This is a genomic window from Kribbella hippodromi, assembly GCF_039531045.1.
GTDB classification, from domain to species: Bacteria; Actinomycetota; Actinomycetes; order Propionibacteriales; family Kribbellaceae; genus Kribbella; species Kribbella hippodromi.
The window spans coordinates 380,395-394,044 of the sequence record NZ_BAAAPH010000003.1; the positions used below are offsets into that span (position 1 = coordinate 380,395).

Here is a 13,650-nt window from a genome sequence, read left to right on the forward strand (position 1 = left end):
CGTCACAGGTCGGCATCGGTCAGCCCGCCGCGCGCTTGGTGATCGCGTCACCGATCTCGGCGGTGCTCCGGACCGAGCCGGTGCGCTCCTCGATGTCGGCCTCGACGGCCGCCTCGATCGCCCGGGCCGCCTCGGTCAGGCCGAGGTGCTCGCAGAGCAGCGCCGCCGACAGGATCGCCGCGGTCGGGTCGGCCTTCTGCTGGCCGGCGATGTCCGGCGCGGAGCCGTGCACCGGCTCGAACATGCTCGGCGCGGTCCGGTCCGGGTTGATGTTCCCGCTCGCGGCCAGCCCGATCCCGCCGCTGATCGCCGCGGCCAGGTCGGTGATGATGTCGCCGAACAGGTTGTCGGTGACGATCACGTCGAACCGGGCCGGGTCGGTGACCAGGAAGATCGTCGCCGCGTCCACGTGCAGGTAGTCGACGGTGATCTCCGGGAACTCGGCCGCGACCTCGTCGACGGTCCGCTTCCACAGGTGGCCGGCGTGTACGAGCACGTTGTTCTTGTGGACGAGCGTGAGCTTCTTCCGCGGCCGTGCCTGCGCCCGGGCGAAGGCATCGCGGACGACGCGCTCGACGCCGTACGCGGTGTTCACCGACACCTCGGTGGCGATCTCGGCCGGCGTTCCGACCCGAAGCGCACCGCCGTTGCCGACGTACGGCCCCTCGGTGCCTTCGCGGACGACGACGAAGTCGACGGTGCCCGGGTTCGCCAGCGGGGAGCCGACGGACGGGTAGATCTTCGACGGCCGCAGGTTCACGTAGTGGTCCAGGGTGAACCGGAGCTTGAGCAGCAGACCGCGCTCGAGGACGCCGGACGGGACGCTCGGGTCACCGACCGCGCCGAGCAGGATCGCGTCGTGCTTGCGGATCTCCGCCAGCTCGGCGTCCGGCAGCGTCTCGCCGGTGGCGTGCCAGCGCTTCGCGCCGAGGTCGTACTCGGTCCGCTCGAACGTCACGCCGTGTTGCGCCGCTACCGCGTCGAGGACCTTGAGCGCCTCGGTGGTCACCTCAGGCCCGATCCCGTCCCCCGGGACGACGGCCAGCGTGAAGTTCTTCGTCTCGCTCACTTCTTGGGTTCTCCCCCATTGTCACGGCGGTTCATGGCCTCTTGGACAGCCTTGACCTCGTCGCGCGCCGGGCGCGCGGTCCGGCGACGGCGGGTCGCCTTCCGTTCGCGGGCGTCGATCGCCGGCCAGTTGGCTGGATACATGTCGTACATGCTGCTCCTCCCAAAGACGACGTGGGCGGCAGGGTGCGCACGAATTTACTCTGACGTCCGACTATTTCACCACAATGCGGGCACGACATCCCACGATTTGAGATGGCGGTGCTGGTACCGGCCCCGACCTGTGCCAGTCTCAGCCCGTGAGTGCTCCTCCAGAACTGCCGCCGCTGGTGTCGGCGGCCCTCAGCCTGTCCGGCCGGCGCGGCTTCGTCAGCTCCACCCGGAACGAGACCGGCCGGCTGCTGGCCACCCTTGCCGCGTCGAAGACCGGCCTGCTCGGCGAGCTCGGGACCGGCTGCGGCGTCGGCTCCGCCTGGCTGCGCAGCGGCGCCGGCGACCAGACCACCATCGTCACCGCGGAGAGCGACCCGCAGCTGGCGAAGGCGGTCGCCGAACTGTTCGCCGACGACGAGCGGATCGAGGTCGTCTCCGCGGACTGGACGGCGCTGATCGAGCGCGGGCCGTTCGCGCTGCTGTTCGTGGACGCGCGGGAGGCGAAGCTGTCCGCCCGCGACGTGATCGCCGATGTCGTGGAGCCGGGCGGGTTCGTCGTCCTCGACGACTTCACCCCGTCCGCGGTCTGGCCGCCGATGTACGAAGGGCGCGTCGACACGCTCCGCCAGGAGTGGCTGATGGACAACCGCTTCACCACCGCCGAAGTAATGGTCGCCCCGGACGCCGCCGTCCTGCTCGCGACCCGCCGCTGATCCGCACGGACCGGCCGCACGACGCGGACCGGCCGCACGACGCGGACCGGCCGGAAACGGAAGCGGGCCCGAGCTATTGAGCTCGGGCCCTTGTCTGCCGCCATGCGCCTGCGGGCGGCAGACCGCTTTCAGTAAAGCAGTTGTTCGGTTTCCTCAGGCCTCGAGGTCCACCGTCCGGGCGGTCGCGGCCTGCACCGCGCCGGTGATGTCGTCCAGCACGGCCGGCTCGATCTTCGAGTCGACCGAGAGCGCGACCAGTGCCTTGCCGCCCTTGCGGTCCCGGCTGACCTGCATGCCGGCGATGTTCACGTCGGCGTCGCCGAGAATCCGGCCGATCTGGCCGACCGCGCCCGGCCGGTCCTCGTAGGTGAGGAAGGCGAGGTGCGCGGCGAGCTCGATCTCGACGTCGAACCCGTCGATCTCGACCAGCCGCTCCGACTGCCGGACCCCGACCAGCGTGCCGGAAACCGAGACCTGGACGCCGTCGGCGAGCGTGCCGCGCAGGGTGATCAGGTTCCGGTGCTCCGGGCTGTCGTGGTCGGTGACGAGGCGTACCTCGAGGCCCCGCTCGGCCGCCAGCAGCGGCGCGTTCACGTACGAGACGTTGTCCTCGACCACGTCGGCGAACACGCCCTTGAGCGCGGCCAGCTCGAGCACCTTCACGTCGTACTGGGTGATCTCGCCGCGGACCTCGACGTCGAGCTGCTGCGCGACGCCACCGGCCAGCGCGGTGAAGATCCGGCCCAGCTTCTCGGTCAGGGCGATGCCCGGGCGGACGTCCTCGGCGATCACGCCGCCCTGGACGTTCACCGCGTCCGGGACCAGCTCACCCGACAGCGCCAGCCGGACCGACTTCGCGACCGCGATGCCGGCCTTCTCCTGCGCCTCCTCGGTGGACGCGCCGAGGTGCGGCGTGACGACCACGTTCTCGAACTCGAACAGCGGCGAGTCGGTGCACGGCTCGGACGCGAACACGTCCAGCCCGGCGCCCGCGACCCGGCCTTCCTTCAAAGCGCTGTACAGCGCCTGCTCGTCGACGATGCCGCCCCGGGCCGCGTTCACGATGATGACCTCGGGCTTGACCTTGTGCAGCTGCTCGTCGCCGATCAGGCCGATGGTCTCCGGGGTCTTCGGCAGGTGCACCGAAATGAAGTCACTGGCCGCCAGCAGCTCGTCCAGGCTCGCCAGCCGGACGCCCATCTGCGCGGCGCGGCCGGCCTGTACGTACGGGTCGTAGGCGATCACGTTCATGCCGAAAGCGGCCAGCCGCTGCGCGACCAGGACGCCGATCTTGCCGAGGCCGACGATGCCGACGGTCTTCTCGAACAGCTCGACACCCGAGTACTTGCTGCGCTTCCACTCGCCCTTCTTCAGCGACTCGTTCGCCGCCGGGACTCGCCGCGCGGAGGCGAGCAGCAGGGCGACGGCCAGTTCGGCGGCGCTGGTGATGTTGGAGGTCGGCGCGTTCACGACCATCACCCCGGCCTGGGTGGCGGCCTTCACATCCACGTTGTCCAGGCCGACGCCGGCGCGGGCGACGACCTTCAGCTTCTTCGCGGCGGCGAGCGCCTCGGCGTCCACCTTGGTGGCGCTGCGGATCAGGATGGCGTCGACGTCGGCGATGGCCGGGATCAGTTCGGCGCGGTCGGCGCCGTTGGCGTGGCGGATCTCGAAGTCGGGGCCGAGCGCCTCGACGGTGGCGGGGCTGAGCTCTTCGGCGATCAGGACGACGGGCCGGGTTACGTCAGTCAGAGACATGGAGGAATCTCCTGCAGAAGCGGTAGGGGCTCATGATTTTCAGAGCACCGCGCTGTGCCCGCTGAGTCGATGGTACCCCGTCCGGTTTTCGGCGCGCGGGTGGACCCACCATCCGGTCACTGCGTGTTGATCAGCTGTCGCAAGCCACCGGGTCCGTCATCTGCCGGGCCTCGTCGATGACGAGTTTCCCGTCGGCCCGGGTCAGCTTGTACCGCACGTCCAGCCGGTTGCAGGTCCGCCCGCTGGCGCCCGCGGCGGTCGGCGAGAACAGCACGTTGTAGGCCAGTCGCGCGTACGCGCCGTCGCCGTCGGCGCTCACCTCGGTGAGTTTGGGGCCGAAGAAGTACGACGTCTGGTGGCTCTGCTGGTCGCGGGCCTCGGTCAGGGTCTTGGCCAGCCGGTCGGAGTACAGCGACTGCAGTCCGGCGAAGTCGTGCTGATTCTCCAAGGTCAGGTAGTTGCCGAGGAGGCGCTGCGCTTCGGTGGCCAGCGCGGTCCGTGCGACCTGGAGCTCCGGAGCGACCGCGCTCTGCGGGCCGCGCGACCGGTCGCACGATCCCCCGGCCGCCGCGCTGATTCCGGTCGGCGCGGTCGCCGCGTACCCGCGCAGTGTGCCGAGCGGAACGATCGTGCTGGTCTGCACGGTGTCGCCGACGACCAGGCCGGCCAGGCGACCGGACTTGTCCACGACCGGTCCGCCGAGTTTGGCGGCGTTCATCACCGATTCGAGCGGCTTCGGCTGGGCGGTCGATCCGATCGACTGGATCGTCGCCTTTCCGGCGGCCGTGTACCCGATCAGCGCGCGCTCCGCTTTCGGTTCGGGATCGGCCGGGGCGAGCTGGACCGGCGTACCGTCGAGTTGGCCGATCGGCTGCAGTACCGCGACGCCGTCGTTGCTCGTACCGAGCAGGTTGGCGCGGTGGATCTTCCCGTCCGGGCTGATCACCACGATCGACAACGGCTGGCTGATCGCGGACTTCGCGGTGAGGATGCGGCCGCCGTCGATCAGTACGCCCGATCCCTCACCGGTGCCCGCGCAGGTGGTCGCGAGGATGCGTACGACAGCCGGCTGCACGTTCTTCAGTACCTGACTGGTGTCGATCCGCAACGTCTGCGCCCGGACGTACCAGCCCGCGCCCACACCGCCCGCGACAACCACGAGCAGTACGACCAGACCGGCCAGGAACCGCCCGAAGACCCATGGACCGCGCGGCGGTGGCGCACCGGATGAGCGCGTCGGCGCCTCCAGCTGGGTCAGGGCGCCGGCGCCGGCCGGGATGTGCCGCGGCGGCCGCGGCAGCGCGCCCCTACCGTCCTCCACCACCACTCACCCCCACTCACCAGTCCAGACCGCAACACATTGTGTCAAACCCTGGTGACAAAACCGGGACCCCGGACAAGCAGGTGCCTGTCCGGGGTCCCGGTTGAGAGGTGCGGGGGTCAGCGGGCCGCGCTGCCCTCGACGTAGTCGTCGTCGTGCGACTTGACCCAGGCCATCAGGCCGCGCAGGTCCTTGCCGACGGCCTCGATCGGGTGCTCCTGGCTCTTCTTGCGGAACTCGGCGAACTCCGGCGCGCCGGCGTCCTGGTCGGCGATGAAGCGGGCCGCGAAGGTGCCGTCGGTGATGTCACCGAGGACCTCCTTCATCCGCGCCTTCACCGACGCGTCGATGATCCGTGGGCCGGACACGTAGTCGCCGTACTCGGCGGTGTCGGAGACCGACCAGCGCTGCTTGGCGATGCCGCCTTCGTAGATCAGGTCGACGATCAGCTTCAGCTCGTGCAGGCACTCGAAGTACGCGACCTCGGGCTGGTACCCCGCCTCGGTCAGCGTCTCGAAGCCGGCCTGGATCAGCGCCGACACGCCGCCACAGAGCACGGCCTGCTCACCGAACAGGTCGGTCTCGGTCTCCTCGGTGAAGGTGGTCTTGATACCGCCGGCACGGAGGCCGCCGATCCCCTTCGCGTACGCGAGCGCGAGGTCCCACGCCTTGCCGGTCGCGTCCTGCTCGACGGCCACCAGCACCGGTACGCCGCGGCCCTCGGAGTACTCGCGCCGGACCAGGTGCCCCGGGCCCTTCGGCGCGACCATGAAGACGTCCACCCCGGCCGGCGGCTTGATGTAGCCGAACCGGATGTTGAAGCCGTGCCCGAAGACCAGCGCGTCGCCGTCGACCAGGTTCGGCTCGATGGCCTCCTTGTACAGCTTGCGCTGCGCCGGGTCCGGAGCCAGCACGACGATCACGTCGGCCTCTTCACAGGCCTCGGCCGGCGAGACCACCCGCAGGCCCTGGGCCTCGGCCTTCGCCCGGCTCTTCGAGCCCTCGGGCAGACCGACCCGGACGTCGACGCCGGAGTCGCGCAGCGAGAGCGCGTGCGCGTGGCCCTGCGAGCCGTAGCCGAGCACGGCCACGTGGCGGCCCTGGATCACCGACAGATCGGCGTTGTCGTCGTAGAACATTTCAGCAGCCACTTCGGGCACTTCTCCTTAGTGTTGATTCGGTACGGCGGCAGCGGTCCGGCCCGGCGGCGGCGCCGGGACCGGGTGATGCGGATGCGGACGCTCGCGCTCGGCCGGCGGCCGGGCCTGGACATTCGGCGGACCGGACGCGACATGCGGCGGCGGCACCGGGACCGGCCGCAGGTTCCGGTCGGAGATCGAGCGGCTGCCCCGTCCGATCGCCACCATCCCGGACTGCACCAGCTCGCGGACGCCGAACGGTTCCAGCACCCGGAGCATCGCTTCGAGCTTCTCCGGATTGCCGGTCGCCTCGATGGTGATCGCGTCCGGTGCCACGTCGACCACCTTGGCACGGAACAGCTGGACGGTCTCCAGCACCTGCCCGCGGGTCAGGGTGTCCGCCTTCACCTTCACCAGCAACAGCTCCCGCTGTACGGTCTGGGCCGGTTCGAGCTCGACGATCTTGATCACGTTCACCAGCTTGTTCAGCTGCTTGGTGATCTGCTCCAGCGGCTGTTCGTCCACGGTGACCGCGATCGTCATCCGGGACACCTCGGGGTGCTCGGTCGGCCCGACCGCGAGCGAGTCGATGTTGAACCCGCGCCGCGAAATCAGCGCCGCCACCCGGGCGAGTACACCATGCTTGTTCTCGACCAGAATGCTCAATGTGTGTTTACTCATCGACGTCCTCGCTTCGCTCCGGGCGCCGATGAGGCACGAGTGGGCTGTGTTGGATTGGTGCCTTCGCTTCGCTCAGTCACTAGAGCTCCTCGCCTTCCCAGGCCGGGGCCATGTCGCGGGCGATCTGGATCTCGTCGTTGCTGACGCCGGCCGCGACCATCGGCCAGACCATCGCGTCCCGGTGCACGACGAAGTCGACCACGACCGGCGCGTCGGTGACCGCCATCGCCTTCTCGATCGTCGCGTCCAGCGACTCCTTGTCCGAGCAGCGCAGCCCGACGCCGCCCATCGCCTCGGCCAGCTTGGCGAAGTCCGGAATCCGGGTCGAGTGCAGGTCGGTGTTCGAGTACCGCTTGTCGTAGAACAGCGTCTGCCACTGCCGGACCATGCCCAGCGACTGGTTGTTGATCACGGCAACCTTGATCGGGATGCCCTCCAGCGCGCAGGTGACGAGCTCCTGGTTCGTCATCTGGAAGCAGCCGTCGCCGTCGATCGCCCAGACCGTCTTCTCCGGGCGCGCGACCTTGGCGCCCATCGCGGCCGGCACCGCGTACCCCATCGTGCCGAGACCGCCGGAGTTCAGCCAGTGACCCGGCTTCTCGAACGGCAGGAAGTGCGCGGACCACATCTGGTGCTGGCCGACGCCCGCGGTGTACACGGCGTCCGGGCCGGCGATCTGGCCGATCCGCTGGATCACGTGCTGCGGTGACAGCGTGCCGTCCTCGGGCTCGTCGTAGCCGAGCGGGTACCGGGCGCGGACGGCTTCGAGCTGCTTGCGCCAGGCCTCGTACGACGGGGTCTGGCCGGTGTTCGCGATCTCGGTCCGGAGCGCGGCGATCAGGTCGGTGATGACCTCCTTGCAGTCGCCGACGATCGGCACGTCGGCGGCCCGGTTCTTGCCGATCTCGGCCGGGTCGATGTCGGCGTGGATGACCTTCGCCTCGGGCGCGAACGAGTCGAGCTTGCCGGTTACCCGGTCGTCGAACCGCGCGCCCAGCGTGATCAGCAGATCGGAGCGCTGCAGGGCACCGACCGCGGACACCGAGCCGTGCATGCCGGGCATCCCGAAGTGCAGCTCGTGCGTGTCCGGCAGCGCGCCGCGCGCCATCAAGGTGGTGACGACGGGGATGCCGAGCAGCTCCGCGAGTTCCTTCAGCTCGGCGCTGGCCCGCGCCCGGATCACGCCACCGCCCACGTACAGCACCGGCTTCTCGGCCGCGGCGATCAGCCGGGCCGCCTCGCGCACCTGCTTCGGGTGCGGGCGGGTCACCGGCCGGTACCCCGGCAGCGACAGCTCGGTCGGCCACTGGAAGTCGACGCCCGTGGTCTGCATCGCGTCCTTGGTCACGTCCACCAGCACCGGGCCGGGCCGGCCGGTGGAGGCGATGTGGAACGCCTCGGCGATCGTGGTGGCGATCTCATTCGGGTCGGTGACCAGGAAGTTGTGCTTGGTGATCGGCATCGTGATGCCGCGGATGTCCGCCTCCTGGAAGGCGTCGGTCCCGATCGCGGCACCGGCCACCTGACCGGTGATCGCGACCATCGGCACCGAGTCCATGTACGCGTCCGCGATCGGCGTCACCAGGTTCGTCGCGCCCGGACCCGAGGTCGCCATGCACACGCCGACCTTGCCGGACGCGGCGGCGTACCCCTGGGCGGCGTGGCCGGCGCCCTGCTCGTGACGTACCAGGATGTGGCGGATCTGGGTCGAGTCGAGCATCGGGTCGTACGCCGGGAGGATCGCGCCGCCCGGGATGCCGAAGACGGTGTCCACTCCGGCATGTTCCAGTGCGCGGATCAGAGCCTGTGCCCCGGTCAGCTGCTCACTCATGAGTGCCTTCCCTCAGTCCTGTCACGATGTGGCCTTGATGGCTTTTTCGCGACCGATCCATCCTCGCTCGTGGCCGTTCCCGCCGCGCTACTGGGTCCCAGATAGTCGCATTGGCAACAAAAAACCCCTTCCGCCGGTTGGCTGAAGGGGCGCGCTCGACTCAGTGGTCGCGTCAGTCGGCGCGCCGCACAAGTACGAGGAGAATCGATCGCATGTAGGCATTATTCGCCGACAGACGGCGATCGGGTCAAGTTCAACGGCTCAGCGTCTCGTACTTTGAGACCACTGTCTTATGGGTGGACCTTCGGCGAATTAATACCACTGTAATGGTGGTTCATCGTTGGTTAGTCACATACTGGTTTAGAGAGATCGCTTGAAAGTTTTATACCGCCCCCTCTCCAGATCGGAGTGACCCATGCGACTCGCCCAGTGCTCCCGCCCCCGGTTATCTCTGCGGCTACTGCTCGCCGCTGTGCTGATCGCGTTGTTCAGCTCGGTGGCTCTGTCCGGCCCGCTGACCGCCAGCGCCGCCGACACCAGGACCACGATCGTGAACGCCGCCAACGGCGAAGTCGGCCAGCAGGAGACGCCGCCCGGCAGCAACTGCAACCCGTACGGCCCGTGCGAACCCTGGTGCGCGCACTTCGCCACCTGGACCTGGCGCCAGGCCGGCATCAACATCCCCAACTACGGCTTCACCGGTGACATCTACACGTGGGGCCAGAACAAGGGCCGCGCCCACTCCACCAACACCGGCATGCAGCCCGGCGACATCGTGCTCTACGGCACCGGCCCGCAGAACACCGACACCAGCGTGCACACCGGCGTCGTGGTCGCCGTCGCCTCCAACGGCTACATCACCACGGTCGAAGGCAACGCGAACAACCAGGTCTCCAAGTACGGCCCGTTCGACCCGAAGCGCGCCAAGAACGCCGGCCGCCCCGGCAACATCTACGGCTGGGTCTCCGCCCTGTAACCCCGCCCACCCCAAGCCGATGCGGGCGCTCGCCCCGCCCGCATTGGCTTGCCCCCTGAGCTGAAGGGTTGCCCCCTCGGATTCTCAGGGGGCAACCCTTCAGTTCAGGGGGCAGGCTTAGGGTTTCGGCGTGGATGCGGATGCGTACGGGGATGTGCGGTTGGTGGGGCTGTACGACTTGGACAATCCGGCCGGGGAGGATCATGCGTACTACCGGGCGCTCGCGGCTGGTACGCGGAAGGTTCTGGACTTCGGGTGTGGGACCGGGCTGCTGACGCGTTCGCTGGTTGCGCCTGGGCGGGTGGTGATCGGGGTGGATCCGAGTCCGACGATGCTCGGATACGCGCGCCGCCGGCCGGGTGCGGATGTGGTTCGCTGGATCGACGGTGACTATCGCGCGGTCGAGCCGGGCGGGGACGTGGATCTCGTGGTCAGCAGTGGAAACACCATGATGCATGTGAGCGGGGCGGATCATGTACCGGCGCTGAGTGCGCTTGCGGGGGCGCTGCGGTCCGGCGGGATGATCGCCTTCGAGTCACGGCACCCGGCGGCGCGCGCGTGGGAGCAGTGGACGCGCGAGGCAACGGACGGCGAGCGCGACACACCGGTCGGCCGGCTCCGCGAGTGGCTCGACCTGATCGAGGTCGCCGACGGACGGGTGGTCTTCGACGCCCACAACGTTTTCCCGGACGGCACCGTCGCCGTGTACCGGAACGTGCTGCACTTCCGCTCCCCCGCCGAGATCACGACCGATCTCCGGCGCGCTGGTTTCACGGACGTGAAGATCGACGGCGGCTGGCACGGGGAGGCGCTGACGGACGAGTCCCGCCTGCTGGTGGTCCGCGCGCGGAAGTAGGGTGGAGGTACCGCGACTGGCGAGGGTGGAGTACCACCGGGGAGCGGGTTACCTGCAAGGCGTCGTCCGCCTGGGCGCCTCCGATTTCGTCGGAGGTTTCTGATGCATTTGCGCTACGGAATGAATCCCCACCAAGCTGCTTCGTTCACCCCCGTCGGCAGTCCACCGTTCAAGGTGGTCGCGGGCGAGCCGTCGTACATCAATCTCCTCGACGCACTGACCGGTTGGCAGCTCGTACGCGAGGCAGCGCGTGCGTTCGGCGTACCAGCAGCCGCCTCGTACAAGCACGTGTCACCGGCCGGGGCCGCGCTGGGTGAGACAGTCACCGCCGCGTACGAACGGGCGCGCGACGCCGACCCGAAGTCGTCGTACGGGGATTTCGTCGCGGTGTCGCATCCGGTGGACCTCGAGCTGGCCGGCGTACTGAAGCGGGTGGTGTCGGACGGGATCATCGCGCCTGGGTACGGCGAGGGGGTGGTGGAGGTTCTGGCGGCGAAGAAGCGCGGTACGTATCTCGTGCTGGAGGCCGATCCAGACTTTGAACCGCCGGCTGAAGAGGTGCGCGAGGTGTACGGGGTGCGGTTGGTGCAGGAGCGGGATGCGATTCCGCTGGCCGTCGATCAGTTTGACGCGGCGGTGCCGGACGGCGCGCGGCAGGATCTGTTGCTGGGGATGATTGTTGCCCGGTATACGCAATCGAACACCGTGGTGATGGTGAAGGACGGGATGGCGATCGGGATCGGGGCGGGGCAGCAGTCGCGGGTGGACTGTACTCGGCTGGCCGGTGAGAAGGCGTTGCTGTGGTGGTCGCGCCGATCGGCCGAACCGTTGACGGGGGTGTCGATGGTGTCCGACGGCGCGTTGCCATTCACCGACAACGTCGAGGAGGCAGCGCGGTTCGGTGTCGCGCATATCGCGGAGCCGGGTGGGTCGATTCGCTCGGCCGAAGTCGCGGCCGCGTGCGCCGAAAACAACATCACCTGGTCACCGACCGGGGTGCGACTCTTCAGGCACTGAGCAGGTAGGTGCCTGCGGCAACTGCTTTGCGTACGGCAGCGGCTGTCTCGGCGGCGTCCAGCGTGGTGGTGTCGAAGGTGTGCGACTCCAGTGCACCGAGGTCGGCGAACTGACCATGCAGGCCGGTCAGGGCCTCAGCATCTGTCAGCTCGACACCGCCGCGCGCCTGGCCGCGGCGGAGGGTGGTGGCCAGGTCCGGGCGCAGCACCACGTACGACATCGTCCACTGCCCTTCGACAGCCGCCCGGCGGTACGGACCGAGGAACCACGGGCCGATGACCCCATCCACCACCACGTCGTACCCGCCGCGTGCGTACACCGCCACCGCCGCCACGATCGCATCCACGACAATCTCATTCTGCCGCTCCGCACCGGGCAGGTACGGTTCCACGAACCCGGTCCGGATCGCGCGGAAGAACTCGTCGGTCGTCACATGCACCGTCGGTCGCGCCGCCCCGGTCGCCAGCAACCGGCCCACGGTCGTCTTGCCCGAACCTGACGGACCGGTCAGGAGCAGTACGTCACTCATGCGACCAGACGCTAGCCCGGCCAACCGCGGAACCCCCACCTATTTTGTCGCCAGCAGGAGCCTCCTCCCGCGGCGCCGGTGGCGGACAGCCCGCACACCTCGACCGCGGGGTAGTCGCGTTCGACTTCGACTGCCGACGAGCGGTTGTCAGCCGCCGGCGACGCTGGGGAGGATCAGGAGCTCGTCGCCTGCCGACAGCGGGGTCTGGAGGCCGGACAGGTCGCGGATGTTGTCGTTGCCGAGGTAGATGTTCACATGTCGCCGGACAGCACCCTGCTCATCGGTCAGCCGGCGCCGCAACGCCGGGTGCTGCAGCTCCAGCGCCGCGAACACCCCGGCAACAGTCGCCCCGCCATCACCCACGACCTCAACCTCAACCCGGTCCACGTCACCCGCGAACGGCCGCAGCACAGTAGGCAACCGCACCACAACCCGCGAAACCGCCGCCTGCTCCCCACCCATCACACCACCACCATCACGCATCGCACCGTCATCACAAGAACGCCGTCACACGACCGCGGCGCGCACGGTGAGGATGTCGGGCAGATGCCGCGCAACCTCGGTCCACGTATCGCCCGCGTCCGCGCTCGCGTACACACATCCGTCCCGTGTCCCCACGTAAACCCCCGCCGGATCAGCGGTATCGGTGGTCATCGCATCCCGCAGCACCGGCACGTACGACACGTCCGGCAACCCAGCCGTCAACGCTTCCCACGTCGAACCGGCATCCCGCGACCGGTACACCCGGCACTTCGCGTCGGGCGGAACCCGATTCCCGTCCGCGATCAGCGGAAACACGTACACGGTCTCCGGCTCGTGCGGATGCACGACGATCGGGAACCCGAAGTCCGACGGCAGCCCGTCCGCGATCGACTTCCAGATCGCCCCGCCGTCATCCGACCGGTACACACCATGGTGATTCTGCGCGAACATCCGTTCGGGTACGTCCGGATGCCCCGCCAGCTTGTGCACGCACTGGCCGAACTCCGGGTCGGGATCGGGCATGAAGTACGCCTTGATGCCGTGGTTCGCGGGCGCCCAGGTCGCTCCGCCATCACTCGTCTGATAGACACCACCGGTCGACATCGCCACGCTGAGCCGGTCCGGGTCGGTCGCATGCGGCAGCACGGTGTGGACGGCCTGCCCGCCGAAACCGGCGTCCCATTCGGTCCGGTGCGGGTGATCCCACAGGCCGCGGACCAGCTCGAACGTCACTCCCCCGTCGGTGGACTTCCACAACGCGGACGGTTGCGACCCGGCGTACACGACGCCTGGCTGGTCGGCCGGCGCGGGCTGGATCTGCCAGACCCGCTCGAGCGACGCGCCGGCGTCGGCCGGGAACCCGATCGAGCCCTCCGGCGGCTCGGCCCAGGTCGCGCCGAGGTCGTCGGAGTGGAAGACCGCCGGCCCCCAGTGCTCACTCGTGCCGCCGACGAACAGCCGTGGTCGCTCGCCGCGGGTGTCGACGCCGACCGCGTACACACCCTGCATCTCGAACTCCGGCACCGGCCCGTCCAGCCGCCACTCCCGGCGGCCGGCATCGCTCCGGCCGATCCACAGGCCCTTCTTGGTCCCGATCAGCAACACTGCCTCGGACATCGTTGTCCT

Annotated in this window: 14 protein-coding genes and 1 riboswitch; of the genes, 4 read left to right on the top strand and 10 right to left on the bottom strand. The window is 69.0% G+C overall.

The window, feature by feature from the left end; genetic code table 11:
- Window positions 1-19 precede the first annotated feature (19 nt).
- Entirely contained in the window at window positions 20-1,069 is a 1,050-nt protein-coding gene (locus tag ABD260_RS06735) for a 3-isopropylmalate dehydrogenase (protein WP_344232466.1), read from the bottom strand.
- Window positions 1,066-1,221, bottom strand: coding sequence for a hypothetical protein (locus ABD260_RS06740; protein WP_344232467.1), 156 nt, complete (start codon window positions 1,219-1,221; stop codon window positions 1,066-1,068). The genes ABD260_RS06735 and ABD260_RS06740 overlap by 4 nt, the downstream gene beginning before the upstream one ends.
- 146 nt (window positions 1,222-1,367) lie before the next feature.
- On the opposite strand from ABD260_RS06740, the gene ABD260_RS06745 reads away from it, so the two are divergent.
- The gene (locus ABD260_RS06745; RefSeq protein WP_344232468.1) at window positions 1,368-1,934 is read left to right on the top strand and encodes an O-methyltransferase; all 567 of its coding nucleotides are present in this window, start codon (window positions 1,368-1,370) and stop codon (window positions 1,932-1,934) included.
- Window positions 1,935-2,087: 153 nt separating this feature from the next.
- Here the strand turns inward: ABD260_RS06745 and serA are convergent, their stop codons facing one another.
- From serA to ABD260_RS06770, 5 genes are all read right to left on the bottom strand, one after another.
- Entirely contained in the window at window positions 2,088-3,692 is a 1,605-nt protein-coding gene (gene serA / locus ABD260_RS06750; RefSeq protein WP_344232469.1) for a phosphoglycerate dehydrogenase, read from the bottom strand.
- Window positions 3,693-3,822: 130 nt separating this feature from the next.
- The gene (locus ABD260_RS06755) at window positions 3,823-5,013 is read right to left on the bottom strand and encodes a S1 family peptidase (protein ID WP_344232470.1); all 1,191 of its coding nucleotides are present in this window, start codon (window positions 5,011-5,013) and stop codon (window positions 3,823-3,825) included.
- A 119-nt stretch (window positions 5,014-5,132) separates the two neighbouring features.
- A complete protein-coding gene (ilvC, locus tag ABD260_RS06760; protein WP_344232505.1) occupies window positions 5,133-6,152 on the bottom strand; it encodes a ketol-acid reductoisomerase in 1,020 nt (339 codons plus the stop codon).
- Between the two features lie 27 nt (window positions 6,153-6,179).
- The gene (ilvN, locus tag ABD260_RS06765; protein ID WP_425553294.1) at window positions 6,180-6,833 is read right to left on the bottom strand and encodes an acetolactate synthase small subunit; all 654 of its coding nucleotides are present in this window, start codon (window positions 6,831-6,833) and stop codon (window positions 6,180-6,182) included.
- Window positions 6,834-6,912: 79 nt separating this feature from the next.
- Window positions 6,913-8,664 (bottom strand): acetolactate synthase large subunit, encoded by a 1,752-nt coding sequence (locus tag ABD260_RS06770; protein ID WP_344232471.1) that lies wholly within the window; start codon window positions 8,662-8,664, stop codon window positions 6,913-6,915.
- A gap of 415 nt (window positions 8,665-9,079) precedes the next feature.
- On the opposite strand from ABD260_RS06770, the gene ABD260_RS06775 reads away from it, so the two are divergent.
- From ABD260_RS06775 to ABD260_RS06785, 3 genes are all read left to right on the top strand, one after another.
- Window positions 9,080-9,640, top strand: coding sequence for a CHAP domain-containing protein (locus ABD260_RS06775; protein WP_344232472.1), 561 nt, complete (start codon window positions 9,080-9,082; stop codon window positions 9,638-9,640).
- 130 nt (window positions 9,641-9,770) lie between these two features.
- Window positions 9,771-10,496, top strand: a complete 726-nt coding sequence (locus tag ABD260_RS06780) for a class I SAM-dependent methyltransferase (RefSeq protein WP_344232473.1) — start codon at window positions 9,771-9,773, stop codon at window positions 10,494-10,496.
- Between the two features lie 2 nt (window positions 10,497-10,498).
- Window positions 10,499-10,579, top strand: a riboswitch (ZMP/ZTP riboswitch).
- A 19-nt stretch (window positions 10,580-10,598) separates the two neighbouring features.
- Window positions 10,599-11,513 carry a 5-aminoimidazole-4-carboxamide ribonucleotide transformylase gene (locus tag ABD260_RS06785; RefSeq protein ID WP_344232474.1) on the top strand — a complete coding sequence of 305 codons (915 nt, stop codon included), beginning with the start codon at window positions 10,599-10,601 and terminating at the stop codon, window positions 11,511-11,513.
- Here ABD260_RS06785 and ABD260_RS06790 read toward each other — a convergent pair.
- The 3 genes from ABD260_RS06790 to ABD260_RS06800 form a co-directional block, all read right to left on the bottom strand.
- On the bottom strand, window positions 11,503-12,042 hold the full coding sequence (locus ABD260_RS06790; RefSeq protein ID WP_344232475.1) for a phosphotransferase-like protein: 540 nt from the start codon (window positions 12,040-12,042) through the stop codon (window positions 11,503-11,505). The two genes, ABD260_RS06785 and ABD260_RS06790, sit on opposite strands and share 11 nt — an antisense overlap.
- A gap of 147 nt (window positions 12,043-12,189) precedes the next feature.
- Window positions 12,190-12,525, bottom strand: a complete 336-nt coding sequence (locus tag ABD260_RS06795) for a ubiquitin-like small modifier protein 1 (protein WP_344232476.1) — start codon at window positions 12,523-12,525, stop codon at window positions 12,190-12,192.
- A gap of 24 nt (window positions 12,526-12,549) precedes the next feature.
- The gene (locus tag ABD260_RS06800) at window positions 12,550-13,641 is read right to left on the bottom strand and encodes a WD40/YVTN/BNR-like repeat-containing protein (protein WP_344232477.1); all 1,092 of its coding nucleotides are present in this window, start codon (window positions 13,639-13,641) and stop codon (window positions 12,550-12,552) included.
- Between the last annotated feature and the right edge of the window lie 9 nt (window positions 13,642-13,650).

Bases quoted from the DNA above. Each gene is read 5' to 3' on its own strand.
- ilvN (WP_425553294.1), bottom strand. From the start codon at position 6,833: ATGAGTAAACACACATTGAGCATTCTGGTCGAGAACAAGCATGGTGTA.
- ABD260_RS06790 (WP_344232475.1), bottom strand. From the start codon at position 12,042: ATGAGTGACGTACTGCTCCTGACCGGTCCGTCAGGTTCGGGCAAGACG.
- ABD260_RS06800 (WP_344232477.1), bottom strand. From the start codon at position 13,641: ATGTCCGAGGCAGTGTTGCTGATCGGGACCAAGAAGGGCCTGTGGATC.
- ABD260_RS06740 (WP_344232467.1), bottom strand. From the start codon at position 1,221: ATGTACGACATGTATCCAGCCAACTGGCCGGCGATCGACGCCCGCGAA.
- ABD260_RS06775 (WP_344232472.1), top strand. From the start codon at position 9,080: ATGCGACTCGCCCAGTGCTCCCGCCCCCGGTTATCTCTGCGGCTACTG.
- ABD260_RS06785 (WP_344232474.1), top strand. From the start codon at position 10,599: ATGCATTTGCGCTACGGAATGAATCCCCACCAAGCTGCTTCGTTCACC.
- serA (WP_344232469.1), bottom strand. From the start codon at position 3,692: ATGTCTCTGACTGACGTAACCCGGCCCGTCGTCCTGATCGCCGAAGAG.
- ABD260_RS06770 (WP_344232471.1), bottom strand. From the start codon at position 8,664: ATGAGTGAGCAGCTGACCGGGGCACAGGCTCTGATCCGCGCACTGGAA.
- ABD260_RS06795 (WP_344232476.1), bottom strand. From the start codon at position 12,525: ATGCGTGATGGTGGTGGTGTGATGGGTGGGGAGCAGGCGGCGGTTTCG.
- ilvC (WP_344232505.1), bottom strand. From the start codon at position 6,152: ATGTTCTACGACGACAACGCCGATCTGTCGGTGATCCAGGGCCGCCAC.